The organism is Vibrio sp. STUT-A16 (assembly GCF_026000495.1).
Classification (GTDB): Bacteria; Pseudomonadota; Gammaproteobacteria; order Enterobacterales; family Vibrionaceae; genus Vibrio; species Vibrio diabolicus.
This window is the reverse complement of the sequence record NZ_AP026765.1, coordinates 1,427,675-1,448,733: the sequence shown is the minus strand read 5'-3', so window position 1 is coordinate 1,448,733 and position 21,059 is coordinate 1,427,675. Positions and strand designations below refer to the sequence as shown.

The following is a 21,059-nucleotide window of genomic DNA, read 5'->3' as shown; positions in this document are numbered from 1 at the left end:
TAAGATAACTAATATCTACTCTCGTGTAACCAAGCAAATGTCACAATAGAAATATTTGTGTGCGGAAAATGTGAGTCAATCATCCTGACTTCATGTGCCAACATGCTTCTAGGCTTTCTATTAATATTTGTATGGAAAAGCCAGATGAGCAGGAGTTGAATGAATTCCTACTCTAACTGAAACTGGGGCATTTTCGTGTTTCATGCCCCATCAGAAAGCCTCTAGACAAACCTGAGTTTAGCCATTTTTCTAATTTAGTAACTCATGAATTACTAGTTTTCTGTCTATTAAAAATTCAATTAGTTTTTCCATGTTTTAAATTCTCTTTTTATTATAGCTTTAAGTTTGAGTGCTTTCTCACTTCTTATTTTTATTAGCGCATGAATTTTTCATTGTGCTTCTTTGCCAAGTACTCATCAGTTTTGTTGAGCAGGTACTTTTTAAAAGCTATGTTCATATTTTTCTCTTTCATGTACTCATTAAAATCATGCATGATTTTTGGTGCGTGTCTGCTTAAACCACCCATCAGTAATCTGTCAGTATTTTTAGGACAGCTAAATGGCTCTCTATAGTCATCTCTCACTGCATTCACAGAAGCAACAGCTAATATTTCACCCGTCTTTAATGACCTCACTTTTATATCTATATTTCTGTTCGAACCGCCCCATACATGAACTTTTCCAACGTCCATCTCTACTTTAAACTTGTCGTCAAAAGTATTAGTTAATACTTCAATTCTATCTAGCTGAGCTTGCTGTTGCGCTTGTAATTCAACTTGTTGTTTGTAAAGTAAATCTATTGCTTCGTAAACCATAACCTAAACCTTTTTGTTATTATTTTATTTCTTCATTTTATATTATAAGAGTTTATTTTGTAATCTTAAATATAAGTAACCAAATAAAATATATTATTTTAATTTAATTTTTGCTTTTATTTTAACTTATACATAAAATAAAGATTTTGTCAGATTGCCTGCTTTGATTATTATAAAATTCGAGAAAACGAAAAAGCCCCGATGGGGATTTTGGCTTAAGTTTTGTGTTACTGGTTTTTTCTTGCTATATCTCGAAGCTCTCTAATTTTTTTCTGGTCATCAGTAACGATGATTTCAAGAAGTTCGAGAACTTTAACTTGTGGTTTACTGCATTTCTTACCCGCAAATGCTTGCTGAACAGTGTTCCTAGACAGCCCAGTCAGTTTCACCATACTGCTGACAGGGTTGATGACTGAGTTGTTGTATCCATGTCTTTCTTTGAACAGATACTTGTCCGAAAATTCAATTGCTTCGTGAGTGTGTTGCACGTTGTGCCTTATTATTATTCTTTTATTAAAGCCCCTGTGAGGGGCTTATTGGAGGGTTATGATCAGTAGCACTCGACCAGTTCATTAATCAAATCATGCTGCATGTCTCTTGCTTTGTCGATGAAGCTGCAATCAGTTAGTTCAAACTTCTCGTCCAACTCGTGAATATCGATGAACTCGTTTAGAACTAGCTCACATACATCTTCGTCACCAAACACTAACTGTTCGAAGAATTTTCTGACGGAACCGCTTTCTTCTTCCATGAAATCGACATCCCACTCGCTTGGCAGAAGCTTTTCTCTTTGAGCAGCAACAGCTTTAGACATAAGAGATAGAAGTAGTTCTTTTTCGCTTTCAACTTTGATTTCTGTTTCTTTGAAATTTTTCATTTTTATTTCCCATTTTAATTATTAATTATTAATTTTTGGTGTTTAAGCATTCCCCTCACTATATGATTATATTATAACTTCAAATAGAATTATAATATATCGCATTTTTAATGATTGTTTTTATTTCACTTAAATAATGCACTAAGAAGATAAAAAAAGGGGGGGGATGGCGATTTGATGTCAATTATCATTTTTTAATTCATTTAAACTCATGTAACTAAAATAGACAATTTATTTAAGATAAAAAGTGCCCCGACGAGTAGTGAGAAGGTCAGAGCAGAAAAAGACCCCAGTTGTTACTGGGGTTGATAAGATAACTATAAACAAGAAAACTTAATTGCTTGTCTATGATTATATAGTAAAACCAAGACATTGTAAGGTTATTTTGAGAATTATTTATCCGAACATGCTATTTTCATTTGCAGATAGAATAAAGCTTGAGTTCCGCTGTCTTTAAAACCATGTTTAATTATTTTCTGCGCGTTGCGCGGAGTACAATAGAGCAACTTACTGAGCATTGTTGTAGATGCTCTGTCACGATAAACCATGCCCTCATCGATCATTAGTTTTGATACGTCCTCCCCCGTCAACAGGGGAGTTTTCATTAGTTCTTTTACTTTTCTCATTTTATTAATTCCTATTTTTATTATTATTTTATTTATATAGATCTACTAGTACTTCTTCGTATTGCTCAAGACTTCTGAACTCGCTTGACTGTTCTTTCTCAAGCAAACCCAGCGCTTTCAGAGAAGGTACTGCAAGTGGATGTAAACAGTGCTTGTAACGCTTATTGTTAGTACTTCCAAAGCGAGGGCTGTCTATACCGAGCGCTTTAAGCAAAGCTCTCAAGCGCTTCTCAGCCGTGGCTTTATCATTTGCTTTTGACTCAGTGATTCGCATCTTGTCTTTCTGAGAAAATGCTTTATTGAACTTAGCTTTGTTAGCATGAAGATAGCTGTACACTTCAACTGCATCAGCGATTACAAACTCTGTCGTTAAATCTAGTTCGATTTCATTACCTTCAAGATCAATGATATTGCCCTTCAATGCATCTATAAAGATTTGCATTGCTTCTGCGATATTCTTTTGCTTTATAGTTTGTTTAACATCATGCTTCGCTTTGACAGTAACCTTGTCAGCAATGATTTCGGCAACTTTAACTGCATGGTCTTTCTTGAATTTCTCAGCGAACTTAACTGCTTTGATATCTACATTTTTAACATCAATAGCTAACTTATCAGCAACCTTCTTCTTTTCTACTGACATTGTAGTTTCTTCAGATTTGCAGGTGCTTTGTTCTAATCTCTTAGCAGCTTCACTGTCAATGCAATCAGCACTAGCAATTGCTTCTTGACGAAATTTCTTTCTGCCTTTTTTGACAGAGTCCTGCTCTTTCTTGATCGATGCCTTTTTATCCTCACTGTAACGAACAGGAGCTTGATGATTAAAACCAAGGTTTTCTAGAGTCAGCGTTAGAGATAAAGCTAAATCACTTAGCAATACATCTCTTCTTTTCGCAAACTCAGCCTCTAGCCTTTCTTCAAGTGTTACTGCATCTTCTAAATAATTCGAAAATCCGAACGACGGTTTTCTGCCTGTATCAAGAGCAAAAATGATGTTGGTTGCTGTGCGTAGTCTTCTGCTTATTTGTACTAAGGGCATCGGAAGCAAGATGCCATGACATAGAACGATAACAGTGTTGCAGTAGTTAGCAGTTATGTTGAATCCTTCGCGCACACACGGGGTTACGATCACTGTTTTGTATTTCACAATTTCAGCGCTTGGATTTTTAAGAAATGCCTTCTGCTCAGGCTGCCCCTTGTTGTCAGCATGAACTAAAAGAATTCTCGCTTTTAGCGCCGCCTTTTCATCAACGAAACCAGATTTCTTTACGTACCCAGAATCTTTCAACATGTTGATGGCTTCCCTTTTATTATCTGAAGCAATAAACATGTTTTCGTTATCATCAATTAGCTTTTTCTCAATTAGACGTGCTTCCATCATGTCGATGTCATCGATTTGTGTTGTGATTGATGAATATGGATTTTGCTGACAAGTGCCTGCTGACTTAATGAACGGTCTTGCCAGTTCTACAAGTTGTAATGCAGATTCAGAACCTTTGCTTGTTTTTGCATGCGAAGGAGGAGTCGGCTCACTGTAGTTTAAATCGTAAGCGTTGACCTTTTTACCAAATGATCTGAGAAAACGCAGTGAAATGGCATCGCTAGCATCTGCGTCCATCGCAACGACTCTGGCTTGCTTCTTTTCGAAAAGTTCAGTTAAGCGCGCACGAATAGTTTCTTTTTGCTTCTGGTTCAAAAACTCAACTTCAGCACTATTACTTTCTTCAAATAGCGCTTGAATGTTTTTCTCACACTCGTCAAAGATGAAGTAGCCGCAATTTTTAACGAATTCGAAAACATGGTCTTTTAGAAGAGAGTGCATAGTACAGCTAAAGTGATCAGCTTGTTCGAATGCAGAGATGCTCTTTTCGCTGTGAGCGACTACTGTCTTAGCTTTTTTAGGTGCGTACTGTTCAGCAACACTTCTTAGTGTTGTTATAGAACAGCTCTTCACTTGTTTGTTGTACGCGAGCCGACACAGCTTTTGTGCGTAAGTGGTTTTGTTAGCACCAGTCTGGGCTTTGATTAACTCGATAGTATCAACGCTTTCATTCGTACGATTGAACACCTTCACGTACATCTCTTCTTTTGAAGAAAGCTTGGTTGAGTAGTTAAGATTTGTTGTTGAGTTAACCACGTTACGAATCGTAGAAATTGATGCATTAAGTTTTTTTTCTGCGATTTGTGATGGAACATCAGCAATGGAAGAAAGCATAGATATTGCTTCATCCACTGAAGCATGGACAGGAACTAGAGAACGAACAGCATTAGCAAGAATGCTAAGGTTTTTGTCAGTTGAGAATTCATCGTAGAAATCTGCCAGAAGATGAACATCAGATAAATTACCATCTTCTTTTCTTTTTATAATCCTGTTGCTGTTTACATCTTTGATCTCAACTTTATTATACATACATGTTTCAACAACACTATGCACATTCATCATTGAAAAATCAAAAGCAACTAAAGCAACCTTTAACTTGGCTGATTTCATCGTAGCTACTGTTGATGATAAGCACTCTGAGCTTGTACTGACCAGCTTGTGATTTGTGTTTTTTATAATGCTGTCTATAGCATCTTGATTTGCATTATCTGTCACTATAATAGTAACGATAGTATCATCATTATTTTTTAATGGAATGTACATATTAAGCTTTTGTATATTTATAATTATCTTTATTTTTATAATTTAGCACGAACAAAGTTCGCATTACAACAAGGTTATAATACTATTTTATTTTTTATATTTAGTGAAAACCATGTGGGTAATATTATTTTCCTCAAAGCTTTTAATATATTTATATCTAGCATTAGTTTTTTATATTAAGTGCAAAATGCTTTGCATGTTTGCTTGCCATTATCTGTGTTTTTTCTTTTGTTTTTATTCACGTAAAGACATGAGCTATGTTGCGTAATTCACTTTTGAAGCTGAATCGCCCTATTTCAGGTGAGCATCAACCAACACGGCAAGTTTTAGGCATATCAAGCCCAGTAAGCTTATTCAACACTTTGACCATTGCGTAGGTTTCACCAACTTGTGCGTTGTAATTTCGTAGGCTTAATCGTCCTCCAAGTAACTGCTTCACACGATACATCGCTGTTTCTGATAGCAAGCGTTTGTGATAGCCATATCGCTCTTTCCAATGCTTGTTCGAACCGTATAACTTTTGACAGCCAACCGCTAAGTTTCTTGGATGGCCTCGTTCCCAGAATGCCGCTTCCTCTCTTGGAGGGATAAGAGCAACGACTCGCTTAATACGGATTGCCGCGTGGCAATACTTCTGCATCAGTGACTGTTGATAAACTCAGTTCGGCGGCAATAATTTCGTGACTACTTGTATCCACTCTCCACTGCGATATGTAACTTGCGCCACACTCTGCGTTTGCCATCGGTGTCATGTTTTTTGACCTCCTACTCGCCCTCACCATAAACCTTGAGACCTTTAGCATCGATAGCGAGGTGCTGAATCGGTCCTTTGGTTTTCGTTTTAAAACCCACATCAACCTCTTTGGCTCGGCGGCTGATACAGCTGTAGTATGGGGAACACAGTGGAACCAGAGCAAGTCGAAAAACGGAATCAATAAATCCTTGTGAAGCGTGAAGTGGCATTGAAAAAAATACGTTTTACCATGAAAGCGGTTGCGATGGCTAAATCACTGACTTGTTCTGTTTCTCTTGCTTCCTCGAACTTATCGCTTCTTCGTCAATCCACAACGTCAGAAGGTCACGGTTGATCAGAGATTGGTTGTATTGTTTCCAGTTGCTTATTTTGTAACGTTGTTTTGGCATGAAACTACAGACTTGAATGAATGTAGCCGATCAGGTCGTAAGCTGTTGGTTTAGTTCCATCGATTTACGCATCAAAGCCCCTCAGTCATTACATTACAAGGCTTAAAGGCAAATTAGTGCTTAAAAATGGATAAAAGCCATTTCCTAAACTCATTAAAACTAAATATGAACTATTTATGATTTGTTACTCAATACAAAGAGAACAAACAGAATAGGAAAAGTTAACTGCTTTACAGTTAACACTTCTATTCACTCCTCTTTTGGGTGCGACAACTTTTTCTCTTTTTTCTATATGAAATAATATTTTTCCTGTCGCACCTGAAGCCTTACAGCACAAGGACTGAGAGCACTTCCACACTTACACTTTTTAGAACAGCTTAAAAACACAAAAGACACCAGAAGGGATCAGCACAAGTAGAATTGAACTATGATGTTGGATAAAAACTATAACCACAGCAAATCGGACTAGCCCCCTGTGTCGTATATGGAATTCACGTTCGACACAAGGAAAAATTCTAAGAGTTAAGATGCGGGCATATATTCGGTCTCTCATTGAGGGAGCAACCCTCTAACCTATGATGGTTGCGCACCTACTTTCCTTCTCAGGATAACAGCTTTCTTAAAGAAGTATTTTCCACAGGGCCAAGTTCTCAGCAGGTTGGTCTTGCCCTTTTTATGCATCATCATTGTATAAAATTGTTGCAGTTAATTAGTTTGCGATCAGTACTGGCGCATATTTTATTTTGATGACGGAGCATCGCCCATGCAGTTCTGACGGTCTTGTTCACTACTGCTATGCAGGCCTTTTTAAGGCCTAGTCTTTTCAACACTTTGAGCAACCACACATCTTTTTTCGTAACTGGCACCTCTGACAGCCGACTGATGTAAGCCATAGCGTAAAGGTATAATAGTAAGCGTAAATCTTTTGCATCACCATATTTGTCTATTCCCATCATGACAACTTTCCTACCAGTGCTGTTTAGGAGTGAGGCCTATGAATGCGGAAGCTTGCCTTCCATATAATTTTAATTGGCATACTTTGGTAACCTTAATTAATCTAGCAGCCCATTCATCCGATCCAAACTAAAAATATAATCATTATAAAACAAACACTTAAATATTATTTAATTAGCATTTCCGGTGGTTACCAAAAGTTAACTAATTGAACTAGAAATGTAGGTAACCATAATAAACCGCAAGAGAACGAAATCATTCGTCGCTCTGTAAAACAGTCTAATCATTGAAGGGTTAATTATCATGAGTAACGTTCTAATCATTAACGCGCACGAGCCATCTCCATTTTCTGAAGGCAAGCTCAATGCGGCTTTGGTCGAGAAAGCTCGCGCCCAGTTAGAGTCAAAGGGTCACGAAGTTCGAGTGGTGGCGATGCAAGATAACATCGTAGTTGATGAACAATTGGCACATTTTGAGTGGGCGGACCGAGTCATTCTTCAGTCGCCTGTTAACTGGATGACGATCCCATGGTCTTTCAAGAAATACATGGATGATGTATTTACCGCTGGTATGGGTGGTGCCCTGTGTGCATTTGATGGTCGGACACCAGAGGAACCCAAGAAAAATTACGGCACTGGCGGCACCCGCACTCAAACTAAATACATGCTGTCTTTCACATTCAACGCGCCTGAAGAGTCCTTTAATGACGATAGTGAGTACCTATTCCATGGTCGTAGTGTTGATGATTTGATGTTCCACATGCATGCCAACTTCCGCTTCTTTGGCATGTCTGCATTGCCTACTTTCGCTTGCTATGACGTCATGAAAAACGCGGACATTGAGAGCGACTTTGCTCGCTTTGAAGCCCACCTAGACGCCAACTTCTAAGGAGATTGTTATGAGCACTGAATTTACTTACTACAATGCAGAAACGGCCCCGGAAGAGTCTAAAGCTCTGGTAGAACAGTCTTTAAAAGGCTTCGGTATGCTGCCAAACCTGCACGCCGTTCTCGCTGAGGCACCGGCAACCTACGAAGCATACAACACCGTCTTCGACCTATTTATGAAGAACACGACATTAAGCCCACTAGAGCAGCAAGTGGTCTTTATGACCGCAAACTTTGAAAATAACTGTCACTACTGCGTTCCTGGTCATACTTGGATGATGAAAGCGGGCAAAATGCCAGATGAAGTGATTGAAGCGTTGCGTGAAGGTACAGCTATTCCTGATACAAAACTGCAAGCACTGCATGATTTTACCAAGGCGCTGCTTGATAACCGTGGTCATATTGGTGATCAGAGACTGCAAGCATTTCTGGGTGCTGGCTTTACAAAACGACAAGCACTGGAAGTTCTGACGGGGTTGTCTGCAAAGCTTATCTCAAACTTCACCAACGCATTGGCACACACTGAACCAGATGCGCCGTTCCAAAAGTTTTCGTGGACGCACCCTAGCGAGCGTTAATCTGAACAAGTAGTACTCAAAAGCCAGTCAAAGCACTGTTACCATATGGTTACAGTGTTTTGCGTAAGGAGCCATTATGAACAACACAATTAAAATCGACATCATTAGTGATGTCGTCTGCCCTTGGTGCATCATTGGCTATAACCATTTAAAAGCTGCGATTAACGAGCTTGGAATTGAAGATCGCATCGATATCGAGTGGCAGCCGTTTGAATTGAATCCTGACATGCCTGCTGAAGGTGAAAATCTTCGTGAACACCTTGCACGCAAATATGGCAGCACAGTAGAAGAAAGTAAAAATGCGCGTATTCGCATCGCTGGCATCGGTGCTGAACATGGCTTCGAGTTTAACTACTTTGATGACATGAAGATGGTGAACACGTTTGACGCACACATTCTACTTGATTACGCCAAAGGCTTTGGTAAGCAAACTGAACTAAAGATACGTTTGTTTACGGCTTTTTTCAGTGAACAGAAAGACATCTCTGACCGTGAAGTTCTAAAGCAAGAACTTATCTCTGTGGGTCTTGATGCTGAAGAAGGCATGCGGTGGTTAGATGATGTTCAGCGACGCGGTGCGATACGTACTACAGAGAAGCAATGGCAGACAATGGGGATTTCAAGCGTACCAACGGTGATTTTTAACCGTGAATCTGGCGTTTCTGGTGCGCATCCCGTTGAAGATTATAAACAGATCTTGTCTGAGCTGATAGCTAAAGCAGATGCAGAATAGTTCATTTCACTTTTTTCTTAGAATGCATTCTTTCTCGTACTACTGTTCCCGAAAAATTGAATGGGCAGTGTGATTGCAAGACCGACAGCAAATTCAAAGCAGCGGAACGGTCGTTACCAGTTGTAACTTATCAGGTGCTGAGTTTCTTAACTAGGTTACTAAAAGTATACTAATTGCAACTCGCCTCATCCTGTCTTACTTTTTAACGACTTAGTCGTGAGATCAATCCAAGGAGCTGAGATGGCAAACTCACAAAAACTCAAAGCGGGTGACACTTTCCCTACATTAGAGGTAACAACACTGGATGGGACCAAAGTCAGGCTAGGCCAACCTCAAGGCGATGCAACATGGCAAGCGGTGTTTGTCTATCGTGGTCAGCATTGCCCACTTTGCACCAAATATCTCAATGAAATCGAGACTTATAAACGGGCCTTTAGTGATGCAGGCGTGGATATTCTGGCTGTCTCTGGGGATTCGAAACAACAGTTGGAACAACACCTGGAAAAGCTCGATATCAGTTTTCCAATTGCCTATGGCCTAAATGAGCAACAAATGAAGACGCTGGGGCTTTATATTTCTCTTCCACGCTCTGAAGCCGAAACCGACCATAACTTTGCGGAGCCAGGACTATTTGTCGTCAATGAACACCGTAATTTGCACGTGGTTGACCTATCAAACAACCCATTTGTAAGACCAGAGTTAGAGGCACTTATGCGTGGTCTAGCATGGATTCGTAATCCAGAGAACCACTACCCTATCCGTGGGACACTAGACTACTGAGTCCCCAGACCAAAATATGATCAAGGCAACCACGTATGGTTGCCCTATCACACAGTTCGAGAAGAGATTGTTGCTCAAACTATTTAAGCTGAACATTGTTGCTTTCAGACCATTTTCTCAATTCTTCAAGAATTGTTAAAGCACTTTTGCCAAACTCAGTCAGTTCGTAACTTACTGCTAGTGGCTTATCATTAAGCACGCGGCGTATCACCATATTTTCACTTTCTAGCTCTTTTAAGCGCTGGTCTACCATCTTCTTACTTGCACCGCCCAACATTCTTGAAAGATCATTAAATCTCACAGGCCCATCTTTCAAATGGTAGATAATTGAGCCTTTCCATTTTGACCCCAAGATCCGCATACCTTTTTCTATCGCACAAGGCTCCGTACAGGCATCAACAACGCTTTTACGCCCTTTAACGTCAACTTCAACTTTTGCTTTCATACAGCCTCGCCAATCCAGAAACTAGATAGCTGCGGTTTCGCTCAATGATACGAAACCACAGTGCTTTGGTTTAAGTATTACACCATAGTAACACTGCACATTAATTGAATTAAGTTCGCCGTAAAGATCGATCTTGCATGGTCATTACGCTAACTGAATGACATTCTTGTTCTAAAGCCGTCACCACTTTATCTACCAAAGACGCATTTAGTTTTCTTTCTGAGAATGACGATGGCCCATGAGGCATTGATGATAAGAAAGTTACTCATTGTTAGTTGCTCCGCAAATAGATCGGCACACAGGTGAACGCTACGCCACTGGTGCCTCACGGTATATATTAGTTACCTATAGGTTGAATGCAATTAGTATACTTTTAGTAACCTAGTTCAAGCATGGGCTGGCGTAACTAAAAAAATATGCCTACATAAATAGGCTTTATTGTTAGTTTTTTTGTGACCAATTCGGCTTACTTTTCGGCTCTTCTCCGCTTTGTTGAGTCTAAGTCAGATATTCACCGTCTCTACCATACTGATTAGTAACTTCTTTTTGATCACTATGGACGATTTGTACTTTGACTCAATTCCTTTCCCAACTTCTCAGTATTCAAGGACAGAAAATTCACTCCGTTAAAGTGGATGAATCGACACAGATTATCGATGTGTATTGCCGAAGAGATCGTCGATTTAAAGTGGTTGATCCTGAGTCGCAAGAGGCTTGTACCGTTAATACTTATGTTTCCCGAACCGTTTATGACTTACCGATAAGTGGAAAATGTTGTCGCATCCACATACAGCTTGCTCAAGTGAGAATAACACAGGGAGAGCGACGTATTGAGTCATGTGAATTTGTAGAAAAAGGTGTTCGTTACTCCAAGCGATTTTGCTAGCAGATTAGTGGCTTGTGTCGACGTATGCCAATTTTGGTATCCCAAAGTGCGGAAATTCATCGTTTGATCAAGTACCTTTCGCGATAAGAGTTGGGAAATTTCTAGCTGGTGGAAAGAAAAGTAACGATGCTTGTTTTTAGCACGTGGCCTTTTAAAATCCATTAATATTGATTTTTTACTCACATGGTGAGTAAAATCCACCCATTAAGGATTGTATCAGCATGATATTGATGCTATCTTTGATCTTAAGTTGATTATCTCAGTCACTCCGCGTCTAAGAAAGGTGGTTTTATGTCTAACCCAATATCTTTTAGTCAATTTTTTTCTGATGCTAGAAAGAAAGGGAATTTGAGTCAGGAAGCAGCCGCAGAGCGCTGTAGAAAGGTTACCAGCCAAAAGATGGCCTCAAGAATTGAGTCTAATCCTTTGGAATTCCCTATAGAAGTTGTGCTTGATTACGTTGCTGGTGTCGGAGCAAATCAGGCTGATTTCATGAAGTTATTAACTACTCCAAAAACTCTAATCAATAGGAACAATATTATGTTGGATACTGAACTGCAGAAAGAGACTGATGCATTCATTAAATCATTGAACTCAGCTATGTCTCAGTTAGATTCGCTACCAGAGCAAATCCGCCCTACGTCGTTGGTGGAAAAAATGGAAACTGCCAAAAACGAGTTATCTTCTCAGTCGACTCTACCTACGCTGGGTATCTTCGGTCCAAGCGACTCAGGTAAGTCTCATCTGATCAACATGCTATTAGGTAGCACTATCGCACCTGAAGGCTTTTCTCCGGTCACTGCTGCAAATACCATTTACATGCATTCAAAAAAAAAACCGGAAGCTCTAAGCGCTAATGAAGATGTAATTGTATTCAAGTATATGGATGGTGAAGACACCTTCACTCTAAACATGCTTCATGGAGATTTTGAGCGCTTTGCATTGGCTAAAGGCTCTTATGAGATCTTGGAAGAATACGGCGCTCGTGACGAGGAAGACAACATTGTATACCCAGATGCGTATCTGGCTGTTGTATTCGTCGACACACCAATTCTTGAGAAGGTGAACCTACTTGATACTCCGGGACAACTAATCGACCCAGACTACTCACGAAAGCAAGGTGCTGTACTTGATAGCATCGATGTACGTAAAGCTTATGAAGCAATGGGGCTTGCGGATGCAATTCTGTTTACCTCATCTATCATGAAGTTCCTAAGAGACAACGAACCAGAATTTTTCTCAAACATCCTACGTGCACCAGGTAATGTGCCACTGGACCCAGAGAGCCCACTGAAGCACATCACTATTTTGGCCACTCATGCATTCGGTGTTAAGAGCATCGAAGAATTTAAGACCAAGACCGCACCTCGTGCTTCTATAGCTTTCCATAAGTCTATGGGCTTCCTGTTGTACGAAGATTGGAACAATCAATGTGAAGGCATTCGTAAGATCACCAAGGAAGATTGGGCCGACCGTATGCTGCCGTTCTGGGACGACAACGAAGAGTTTATGACTGCATTCACTAAGCAGTTCGAGCAAATTCTGCAGGACGTTCAAGATACCCTTATTCAGCGTCGTCTCAATCGTCTCAAGGTAATGAAAAAGCAAATTGCTGCACATATAGATATTGAGTTACTAGGCCTTGATGACAAACGTCGTAGCAACGATGAGCGCATGGAAGAGGTAAAAGCTCAAGATGCTCGATTTCGCCAAGATGTTGTTAGCGTCCTAGAGAGCTTCAAAAAGCAAAGAGCTGCTATCACCAACTTCGAGAAGGAAACTGCAACTCAGCTCGATGATGTTTGTAACTCACTGCTGAATGAAGATTACATGACTCAGTTCATTACTGACCGTTTCGAAGACAAAGATACTGCTAAAAAAGGCATCTCTGACGCTTTAGGCCAGCACATTGAAACCAAATGTAAGAACATCATCAACAATGCCAGTAAGCGTTTTGCTGCGGAAGTTGAGATCTTGGTGAATGAGTTCTCTAGTAAGGTGCCGGGGAATAACGTTGATGTTGAGAGTGGTGATCTATCTGGGTTCGAAAAATCTAAGCTGAACGTTAGTGCTTTCGATGGCCACTCTGCATTTATCGGTGGTCTTTCTAGTGCAACTGCCTTCGGTGCTATGGGAGCGTATGTTGCAACAATTTCATCAAACCTGGGGGCTTACATCCTTGTAGGTAAAGCTGCAGGCGTTTTGACTTCTCTTGGAGTCACTGGTTCGGTAACTACACTTCCGTGGTTAGTGAGTGCAACCGGTGGTCCTATTGTATGGGGTCTGATGCTTGCTGGCCTTATTGGTTATGCTGCGTTCCGTCTTCTTTCTGACTGGCGCAAGTCTCTTGCTAAATCGGTGATTAAGGCCATCAAGAAAAGTGACACTCTTGATAGTATTGAGTCATGGAACAAGGGCTACTGGAACGACACCCGTAAAGCCTTCGATCTAGCTGTTGAAGCTCTACGTGAAGCCGCTGACGAGCATATTAAACAGATGTTCAAAGATGCTGAAACGCAGTTCTCAGATGATGACCTGAACGAAGCATCAGACGCACTATCTACCGCTAAAGCGATCTTCGAGTAATCGTATAACCGCAAACGGCAGGTATCGGCATTCCGATGCCTGTCTTTTATTGGGGGATGCTAAATGGGATTTTTTCGAGACTTATTCGACGATATTACTGGTGAAACTGAACGTCGGAGCAAGCGTGTAGCGCTGTGGGAGAGAGAAACTCAGCAGCACGTATTAGATACCCGTAGAAAGGTTATCCATAAGGCATACAATCTGTGGGTTAAGCGCAATGACTCAGCTTACTCAAAACTGCAGACACAGCAAAACAAACTTGAGAATGCCGCGTATCTACTTAATGCCATCAAACAGGATATTTTGGTTAATCAAGCCGTCGCTCCGGCTGAGAAAATGAAACGGATAAGACGCACAAAGGACATGAAACCCAAGCAGATTGACGGTTTATTGAAGTCTGCAAGGACGCGCTACCCTTACCCTAAATCTGTTACTTACAGCGTCAAGAGTGATGAGTTTATCCAACATGTTGATACCTTTATGAGAAAGCAACTTTCTGGGAGGAAGAAGCTATTCGCCGAATGGGAAAGCTTCCATCTTGGAGTGACTGACATTTATCTGTAATCAGAGGTGAGCTAAGGCTCACCTTTTTGACTCATAAAAAAACACTGAGTACTAGAGTTTGTCTAACAGACTGAAACGAAGATGTCGGATAGGCGACACCTGTTACCAGATGCCGCCCTCCTAAGAACCGTACGTGCAACTTTCACTGCATACGGCTCAAGCCTCCACTAAGGCGTTATTGTTACCCAGCAACTCACAAAGCAGTGGCGACAGGATCAAACCATGAGTTACGACCTGTATTTTTCACCTTACGTTCATTGAGAAAACCTTCCCAAAAAGGATCGAACAGGGTCGCTTGACTCATGATTTTTACATGTCGCTTGATTGGCACTTGACCAATTTGAAACAGTCGGATCACGCCATACAGTCCATCCTTTTTAAACCAGCCATGGAAAATCCATTGCCCTTGATAGTTTAGAAAGTACTTGTGTGCGATCCATTTACGTCCCTTGTTTGGGTGACGCCTGACTGACCATCGCCATAACGCTAGAAACATCTGATGACCAACATAGCCGAAGGTTTGTTTAGCAACACAGTGGCGATAGTAATTCGCCCATCCTCGTAGCTTTGGATTCATCATCTTAATGAGATCGGCTACTGGGATTGTTGCGTGTTTTCTAATGAGGTCACGCATGTTTCGTAAGAATGATAATACGTTGGATTTGCTCGGTTTAATGAGCAGTTTCCCTTTGTACTTTCTGGCGTTGAAACCAAGAAAGTCAAAACCATCATTGATATGAGTAACGTGCGTTTTCTCTTCAGAAAGCGCTAAACCTCTTTCTTGTAAGAAAGCCATCAGTTGCGGCTTAATGTCATTCACTAGGACTTCCTTTGAAGACCCCGTGATAACAAAGTCGTCAGCATAACCTATAAAGTTTACTCTGCTGCCTGTCTTGCGAGCGATAGACTTAATTAACTTTTCTAGTCCGACAAGAGTGAGCAACATCAGGGTGGGTGAAATTATCCCTCCTTGTGGTGTTCCCTCTGCCGTTTTGTAGAATAGCCCTTTGTCTATATAACCACATTCCAGCCATTGCTTGAGCATCCTTTTGTCTGTCGGTACATTATCAAGTAGCCACTGGTGACCTATCTTGTCGAAACAAGCTTTGATATCCCCCTCAAGAACCCATTGTGCTGCTCCCTTTTTGCACAGGCATTTGAAGCACTGCTGTATTGCATCGGCTGCGCTTCGGTTAGGTCTAAAGCCATAGCTGTTAGGGTCGGCAATTGTTTCCGATATAGGTTCTAGTGCTAGAAGATGTAACGCTTGTTGCGCTCGGTCTATCATACACGGGATACCTAATGGTCTAAGTTTGCCGTTTTTCTTCGGGATATAGATTCTTCTGAGCGGTTTAGCTCGATAGCCTTTTCTGATCAGTAAGCTGACTGCCGCCATTCGACGTGCATCGGTGTTCCAGATGTCGCCGTCAATTCCTGGCGTTTTACTGCCTTTGTTTTGTGATACTCGACGAACAGCGAGAAGTTTTGCTGCTTTCGAGTGAGTCAGTATCCACTGTAGTGCTTTCGCCTTACCGTGTTTACCTTCTCGGATTGCTTTTGCAATGCGCATCTGGAGCCTTAACACATGGCGCTCAACCGCTTTCCAGTCGATGGATTGCCATTGGGCGCTGCCAGAAGGGGCACTCACTTCATGAGAAGAGATCATCTGCGTTCCTTCTTAAATAAAGTTTTCCAAATCATCTTGCAATGGGAGACCAGTTGGAAGTGGGCACACTTTCGTGTCAAACATCCGTTTGTATCTGCATCATTACAATGCAGCATTCGCTTTTTCCAACCTCCTTTACCAGCACCGCTATCGGCTCTCTTCACAGACAGCTTTCCCGAAGGAACGATACTGGCTTACCGTGTTCCGCATGTCGCGCAATATCAGGGTAGATGCCCACTATAGTGCGAGGAGCCTATCGATCACGAAAGAGTATTGTCCAACCTCTTTCCTACTCCCATCGCCGTTTGGCCACAGCGTATTAACCACTTCCGCTGCTTCACGTATAACGCACCTTACATGGATTCACTTTCGTTCATCATACTGATTCCCTAGCACTCACCCAATTCGTGGTTATCAGGAGGAGCATTCCCTCACGGTTCTGCTCCCGTTTGGCACAGTGCCAAACTTCGTTACATTGTCAGGCTCGCTGCTTTATTCAGAGCCTTAGGGTCGTCTGGTGATACAAACGGTTCACTCTTATCGCGGTGAACAGCGCTTCATGCGACTTCACGTCGCACGGACAAAACCTTGTCAGTGTTTTTTCTAAATTAGCATTCAACGGATTATTTTTGGTATTGAGCAATCTCTAACCTAGCAGCATCATTCACTCATCCACTGTTCGTTAACTAAACAAAAAGCATGGGTCATCCAGATTACTGTTGGTCAGTTCATTACTAGGAAAATGATGAGATATCTGTTTCCATTGACTTAACTTCTCGGTTAATAATATTCCAAAAAGCGGTAGCTATTTCATGATCTGTCAGCTTTAACTTGTGCGTAGGAATCCCTTTATCATAAGACACTACCTCTTTCATGCTTTTGTAATCATATGAATCAAAGTTTGGAAAGTAGTTGTTATTCCATTTATTGTGTTTGATTTCATGTATAGCCCGAGTGAGTTTTTTAACCATCTTGTATTCAATACGATGTCTTTCACATAACTTTTTAATCATATTGTCCAGTTCAAAAAGCATTCTCATATCGTCAATTTCCGAGAAAAAAAACAGCCAACCTTTACACTTATTATTAGCTATACAACCCGTAATTCTTAAATTTAACTTCCAAAAAAGTAAAGCTTTTGAACGTTTTCTTCCAGCATTCGCATATGAGGTGAACAAAGCCGCAACAGAATCCTGAAACCTTCTTCGGCTAGATTCTCTGATAGAGGTTGTTACATCACCTTTGTATCTAATAGGGTTGTATATATAACCAAGATATGAAAATTCATCATCGATAGGCTTTATTGTGGTTTTATCTGAATCAGGTTCAGCTTTATGCACCTCAAGACCAAGCCTCTCTACCTCATTTATATAATTGTTGTAAAGCTCGTTGGCTTCGTCTTCTTTACAAAAAATGAGTACATCATCAACATATCTTTTATAAAAAACATTCTTACTCTGAAAAAGTTCATCAATCTTCATCATGTATATTTCTGCAAGAATATTGGATATTGATAATCCTTGAGGAACGCCAACTACGTTTGATTGATCTTTGTAAAATCCAGTGGAAAGAGCACCTAGAATAAGAGTCATTGCCTCCTTTTCTACACCCAATTCTTTCAGTGATTTTTCTAAATGATGATGGACGATTGTTGGATAAAAATTTTTTATATCGACCTTTATTACAGTATCATAGAGGCCAGATTCAATCGCTAATTTAACGTCTCTTGTAGCTTGCTGTGGAACTTGTATTTTTAGATTACTAGAAAAGTTTTTCTGCAAGTAGTTATTTACTGCTTTTAATACAATCCTATCTCTAAGGGTTGGAATAGCAATCTGCCTAGGGTACTTATTTGCTCCTTTAGAAATTAGTTTCTCTTTATATCTTGTAAACTTGTACTCTTCGAAAAACACTTTGACAACAATAGTGTCTATTTCTTGACTCTGCCTCTTCGAAAAGTGTTTAGGCAGGATACTATCAACTCCAGTAACTTTAGATAAAGCGAAGTTAGAAAGGTAAATTTCTCTTAAATTATCAGAGGTAAATGTTTCAGCTATTGTTGGATTCATCAGCCTGTTACTTATATAGATAAATAAATGATAATTACAGGGACGGCAAGTACGGAGGTTATTACTAAAAAATAAAAAATCCTTACAAAATAATACAAGCAGATATCTCTCTTCCCAACTTTTAAAGTCAAGGATGAACGATCCTTGGTATTGTTGTGAGCTTCAACTTTTGCGTTGAGAAAATCAAGCCAAGAGCAATTTTCGCAAGAATCAAGTATTTTGCTATATTTAGTCGCATCTTCATCGCTTAATTTGGTTTTATCTTTGACTTCTAAGTAGAGTTTTTGTAGTTCTATGTAACCACGTTTGAATTTTCGGGCCCTATCTGTATATCGCCCTAGGGAAGTAAATAACGATGCACAGAAAACAAAAACTGAGAAACAAATAAAGACTTTAGATATGACATCAACTTGCTTTTCTCCTAATAGTAATACAGAAGCAAAAACACCACATAGAGAATACCAAAATAGAGAAACATTAGACCAAGTAGCGTATCGGAGAAGTCTACACTCGGCGTTTATCCAAGACTTTCTAGTCCACCAAATACTGTCTTTATCCATGTCATCTCCGAAATTAAAGCCCTGCGGGAAAACATTAAGACCGTTAACGCCCCGATGAAAGGGCTACTTCACAAAGGAAGTAAGTGAATTAACACTTCATGATTAGAATCACCTCAATGAGGCTTGCAACATAACACACCGCAGGGCATTGTGACTATAACAATTAACCTAGTTGCACACAACCATTTGAATCTACATTTGAGCAAGTAACTAGTTCTTTTTTAGAGGGTTATCTATTACAGAAGCATAAAGAATGATGTCTCACACTTCTAGTATTTATTAGGTAGCCAGAACAAAACTAACGGATGACTAATCCCTATCAAAGTTATCTAACCCGACCAACTTTTGGCTTTGTGCTCGCTAACCTGTTAGCACCTAGTTGACATAAGATAAAGTAGGCTAAATCACATTTGGCCAAACGAGCGCTCAACCTATCGTAGCTCATTATGGGGCAAAGAGTCGTTTCAAATTCTCAGGCCCTAATTCTCAGGCCCTAGTGTGCCCGCAGTGAAGGTAATAAGATGGTACGCTCCTCCATTCCACTAAACTCGATAGATCGAGCAAGGGAAAGGTGGCAGTCCAACTTACTTAACTCGGAGTCCAATACTGATGGTTCGGATCACTTGTTAGTACATTCGCCTCTTCTATTTACGCGCTCCAAGATATTGAAAACTGGCATGATATGAAAGGCTTTGAGCATTAAAGTAAGGCGGGCGGCTACAAAACGTGCCCCCGATTGAGAGACAAAAGCTGGCTAGATAAAAACGCATGAAATTGCCCCACTTTCGCAAGCTTCAAATTAGAAGAGGATTCGCTCCTCGGAGTTCGACTACCACACCAAACGAAATAAATTCTGGCTTTGTAAATAACCGATAAAATGAAGAAACACCAAAGAAATAGCCTAAGAGCTAGAGCCGTAAACAGAGAAATCAGAGCGAACACTCCCGCATATGTTGAAACCAGAAAGAAACTAAAAGACATATACTTGCAGTGCGTTATGACACAGAGCAAGATATGACTAGCGAAAGGCTGTATACTCAAAACCGACTATCGAGCTTACCACTGAGCTGGTAATCATTTTTTGAGGATTTTTAGGATGAGCAGAGCTGTTCTTATATTTGAAGAAGATTCAGATTTCTTTAAATTGTTGGATACAAACATTAAACGTGGAAACATAGTTACTATTCGCTTTGAGAATCATAAGCCAGACCACAACTCAAAGCTATGGAAACGGCTTCGAAATACCAAGAGCTGGGATCTTGTTGAGGCAGAGCTTGAGAAAGTTGAGAATAATCAGCCAACACCTATCGCATCTATCATCTCCAGCAATATGAAATCAATGCTAACTGGAGGAGAATTAATGCTTATTGCGTGGATTGCTACCTTATTAACTGGGTTGTTTGCCTATGCAATTTACAAGGGTCGCAAAGTTCGATTTAAAGCGAGCGGAGACGGCCAAGGTGGTAGTGGAGAGATAATCATTGAGTGAGTTAAATTATAGATGCCAAAGCAGATTACCTTTGATTCCAAGCCCGTACTAACGCTCTATACGGCTTTTAGCCGTCTTTTATCGTTCTATAATGCGTTCGTCTTTCTTATCGTAGTTCAATTGATAATCAGTATGTTAGCTAGAAGTATGGGAGATTAGACTGCAAAAGGGCGCATAATTTTAGAAAGTCTAACATTCAGACTTCGTCGTATAAATTTTAGTAAGCCAAACGCACATTGGCAAAATGTATACTGGATTCGGAGATACAACAGAAAGGGGCATAAATGAGCTAGCTCGTTGGAATGTCTTCTGTGGAATGTCTTCGCCTTGCCTGCTTCGGATAACCTGAGTTTAGTTCAATCAAAGCTGGCGACTTTAATAAAATGCGATTTTAGAGTGTGGGCCAAACCACGTCAGTCATGATTGTTGTAGCTATTATCAATTCAAATAATCAACTTGACCAGCTCCCAACTTTCACATCCAACAAGAGGCTAGTGAGTCCTTACAATACTAAGATGACTTTGCAGACATCGGAAAATGTAAGTCAAATTACGTTCGAGCACGATTAGACTGCACCGTAATTACCAGCAATCCTCTTTAGCGGAAAATTCCAAGACTTCGTAGGTTGATATGCAGACTGCCGTTCAGTTAATTAGAATCAGTTTAATTAATCGACAAGGATAAACTAAACAACAGAAATGGAGGCCATATAGAAATTGCTACTCCGTACCACTACAGGCCTTGATATTTGCTAATTCATT

Annotated in this window: 16 protein-coding genes and 2 pseudogenes; 7 read left to right on the top strand and 11 right to left on the bottom strand. The window is 40.4% G+C overall.

Going from position 1 to position 21,059, the window contains the following annotated elements; all coding sequences use genetic code 11:
* Positions 1–373 precede the first annotated feature (373 nt).
* The 6 genes and pseudogenes from OO778_RS06885 to OO778_RS06860 form a co-directional block, all read right to left on the bottom strand.
* Positions 374–814 (bottom strand): hypothetical protein, encoded by a 441-nt coding sequence (locus OO778_RS06885; RefSeq protein WP_014232265.1) that lies wholly within the window; start codon positions 812–814, stop codon positions 374–376.
* Positions 815–1,041: 227 nt separating this feature from the next.
* Positions 1,042–1,302 (bottom strand): ATPase, encoded by a 261-nt coding sequence (locus OO778_RS06880; protein ID WP_264911139.1) that lies wholly within the window; start codon positions 1,300–1,302, stop codon positions 1,042–1,044.
* Between the two features lie 62 nt (positions 1,303–1,364).
* Positions 1,365–1,691 carry a hypothetical protein gene (locus tag OO778_RS06875; RefSeq protein ID WP_264911138.1) on the bottom strand — a complete coding sequence of 109 codons (327 nt, stop codon included), beginning with the start codon at positions 1,689–1,691 and terminating at the stop codon, positions 1,365–1,367.
* 392 nt (positions 1,692–2,083) lie between these two features.
* Positions 2,084–2,317 (bottom strand): hypothetical protein, encoded by a 234-nt coding sequence (locus OO778_RS06870; RefSeq protein ID WP_264911137.1) that lies wholly within the window; start codon positions 2,315–2,317, stop codon positions 2,084–2,086.
* Between the two features lie 28 nt (positions 2,318–2,345).
* Complete coding sequence (locus OO778_RS06865; protein ID WP_264911136.1) at positions 2,346–4,958, bottom strand: hypothetical protein; 2,613 nt, start codon at positions 4,956–4,958, stop codon at positions 2,346–2,348.
* A 307-nt stretch (positions 4,959–5,265) separates the two neighbouring features.
* Positions 5,266–6,101, bottom strand: a pseudogene (locus OO778_RS06860) (IS5 family transposase).
* 1,257 nt (positions 6,102–7,358) lie between these two features.
* On the opposite strand from OO778_RS06860, the gene OO778_RS06855 reads away from it, so the two are divergent.
* The 4 genes from OO778_RS06855 to OO778_RS06840 all read left to right on the top strand — a co-directional run bounded on the left by OO778_RS06855 (position 7,359) and on the right by OO778_RS06840 (position 10,033).
* Complete coding sequence (locus OO778_RS06855) at positions 7,359–7,943, top strand: NAD(P)H-dependent oxidoreductase (RefSeq protein ID WP_264911135.1); 585 nt, start codon at positions 7,359–7,361, stop codon at positions 7,941–7,943.
* Positions 7,944–7,953: 10 nt separating this feature from the next.
* Complete coding sequence (locus tag OO778_RS06850) at positions 7,954–8,520, top strand: carboxymuconolactone decarboxylase family protein (protein ID WP_264911134.1); 567 nt, start codon at positions 7,954–7,956, stop codon at positions 8,518–8,520.
* A 76-nt stretch (positions 8,521–8,596) separates the two neighbouring features.
* Positions 8,597–9,253, top strand: coding sequence for a DsbA family oxidoreductase (locus tag OO778_RS06845; protein WP_264911132.1), 657 nt, complete (start codon positions 8,597–8,599; stop codon positions 9,251–9,253).
* A gap of 240 nt (positions 9,254–9,493) precedes the next feature.
* Positions 9,494–10,033, top strand: coding sequence for a redoxin domain-containing protein (locus tag OO778_RS06840; RefSeq protein ID WP_264911131.1), 540 nt, complete (start codon positions 9,494–9,496; stop codon positions 10,031–10,033).
* A 79-nt stretch (positions 10,034–10,112) separates the two neighbouring features.
* Here OO778_RS06840 and OO778_RS06835 read toward each other — a convergent pair whose 3' ends face one another.
* Complete coding sequence (locus OO778_RS06835) at positions 10,113–10,478, bottom strand: helix-turn-helix domain-containing protein (protein ID WP_014234397.1); 366 nt, start codon at positions 10,476–10,478, stop codon at positions 10,113–10,115.
* 130 nt (positions 10,479–10,608) lie between these two features.
* Positions 10,609–10,747, bottom strand: a pseudogene (locus OO778_RS06830) (flavodoxin family protein); the annotation flags it as partial.
* 908 nt (positions 10,748–11,655) lie between these two features.
* Between OO778_RS06830 and OO778_RS06825 the strand changes: the two are divergent.
* Both OO778_RS06825 and OO778_RS06820 read left to right on the top strand, forming a co-directional pair.
* Entirely contained in the window at positions 11,656–13,950 is a 2,295-nt protein-coding gene (locus OO778_RS06825; protein WP_264911130.1) for a dynamin family protein, read from the top strand.
* 63 nt (positions 13,951–14,013) lie between these two features.
* Entirely contained in the window at positions 14,014–14,514 is a 501-nt protein-coding gene (locus OO778_RS06820; protein ID WP_264911129.1) for a hypothetical protein, read from the top strand.
* Positions 14,515–14,707: 193 nt separating this feature from the next.
* On the opposite strand, the gene ltrA is transcribed toward OO778_RS06820, so the two are convergent.
* The 3 genes from ltrA to OO778_RS06805 form a co-directional block, all read right to left on the bottom strand.
* The gene (gene ltrA / locus OO778_RS06815) at positions 14,708–16,180 is read right to left on the bottom strand and encodes a group II intron reverse transcriptase/maturase (protein WP_264909311.1); all 1,473 of its coding nucleotides are present in this window, start codon (positions 16,178–16,180) and stop codon (positions 14,708–14,710) included.
* Positions 16,181–16,914: 734 nt separating this feature from the next.
* Complete coding sequence (locus OO778_RS06810; protein ID WP_069493692.1) at positions 16,915–18,249, bottom strand: reverse transcriptase/maturase family protein; 1,335 nt, start codon at positions 18,247–18,249, stop codon at positions 16,915–16,917.
* Positions 18,250–18,260: 11 nt separating this feature from the next.
* A complete protein-coding gene (locus OO778_RS06805; protein WP_069533692.1) occupies positions 18,261–18,809 on the bottom strand; it encodes an SLATT domain-containing protein in 549 nt (182 codons plus the stop codon).
* Positions 18,810–19,905: 1,096 nt separating this feature from the next.
* Between OO778_RS06805 and OO778_RS06800 the strand changes: the two genes are divergently transcribed.
* Positions 19,906–20,298 carry a hypothetical protein gene (locus OO778_RS06800; RefSeq protein ID WP_264911123.1) on the top strand — a complete coding sequence of 131 codons (393 nt, stop codon included), beginning with the start codon at positions 19,906–19,908 and terminating at the stop codon, positions 20,296–20,298.
* The last annotated feature ends 761 nt before the right edge of the window (positions 20,299–21,059 follow it).

What these genes read in the sequence shown, in the direction of transcription:
- OO778_RS06805 (WP_069533692.1), bottom strand. Translation starts at nt 18,809, where the DNA reads ATGGATAAAGACAGTATTTGGTGGACTAGAAAGTCTTGGATAAACGCC.
- ltrA (WP_264909311.1), bottom strand. Translation starts at nt 16,180, where the DNA reads ATGATCTCTTCTCATGAAGTGAGTGCCCCTTCTGGCAGCGCCCAATGG.
- OO778_RS06840 (WP_264911131.1), top strand. Translation starts at nt 9,494, where the DNA reads ATGGCAAACTCACAAAAACTCAAAGCGGGTGACACTTTCCCTACATTA.
- OO778_RS06810 (WP_069493692.1), bottom strand. Translation starts at nt 18,249, where the DNA reads ATGAATCCAACAATAGCTGAAACATTTACCTCTGATAATTTAAGAGAA.
- OO778_RS06850 (WP_264911134.1), top strand. Translation starts at nt 7,954, where the DNA reads ATGAGCACTGAATTTACTTACTACAATGCAGAAACGGCCCCGGAAGAG.
- OO778_RS06845 (WP_264911132.1), top strand. Translation starts at nt 8,597, where the DNA reads ATGAACAACACAATTAAAATCGACATCATTAGTGATGTCGTCTGCCCT.
- OO778_RS06820 (WP_264911129.1), top strand. Translation starts at nt 14,014, where the DNA reads ATGGGATTTTTTCGAGACTTATTCGACGATATTACTGGTGAAACTGAA.
- OO778_RS06885 (WP_014232265.1), bottom strand. Translation starts at nt 814, where the DNA reads ATGGTTTACGAAGCAATAGATTTACTTTACAAACAACAAGTTGAATTA.
- OO778_RS06855 (WP_264911135.1), top strand. Translation starts at nt 7,359, where the DNA reads ATGAGTAACGTTCTAATCATTAACGCGCACGAGCCATCTCCATTTTCT.
- OO778_RS06875 (WP_264911138.1), bottom strand. Translation starts at nt 1,691, where the DNA reads ATGAAAAATTTCAAAGAAACAGAAATCAAAGTTGAAAGCGAAAAAGAA.
- OO778_RS06865 (WP_264911136.1), bottom strand. Translation starts at nt 4,958, where the DNA reads ATGTACATTCCATTAAAAAATAATGATGATACTATCGTTACTATTATA.
- OO778_RS06825 (WP_264911130.1), top strand. Translation starts at nt 11,656, where the DNA reads ATGTCTAACCCAATATCTTTTAGTCAATTTTTTTCTGATGCTAGAAAG.
- OO778_RS06835 (WP_014234397.1), bottom strand. Translation starts at nt 10,478, where the DNA reads ATGAAAGCAAAAGTTGAAGTTGACGTTAAAGGGCGTAAAAGCGTTGTT.
- OO778_RS06800 (WP_264911123.1), top strand. Translation starts at nt 19,906, where the DNA reads ATGAGCAGAGCTGTTCTTATATTTGAAGAAGATTCAGATTTCTTTAAA.
- OO778_RS06870 (WP_264911137.1), bottom strand. Translation starts at nt 2,317, where the DNA reads ATGAGAAAAGTAAAAGAACTAATGAAAACTCCCCTGTTGACGGGGGAG.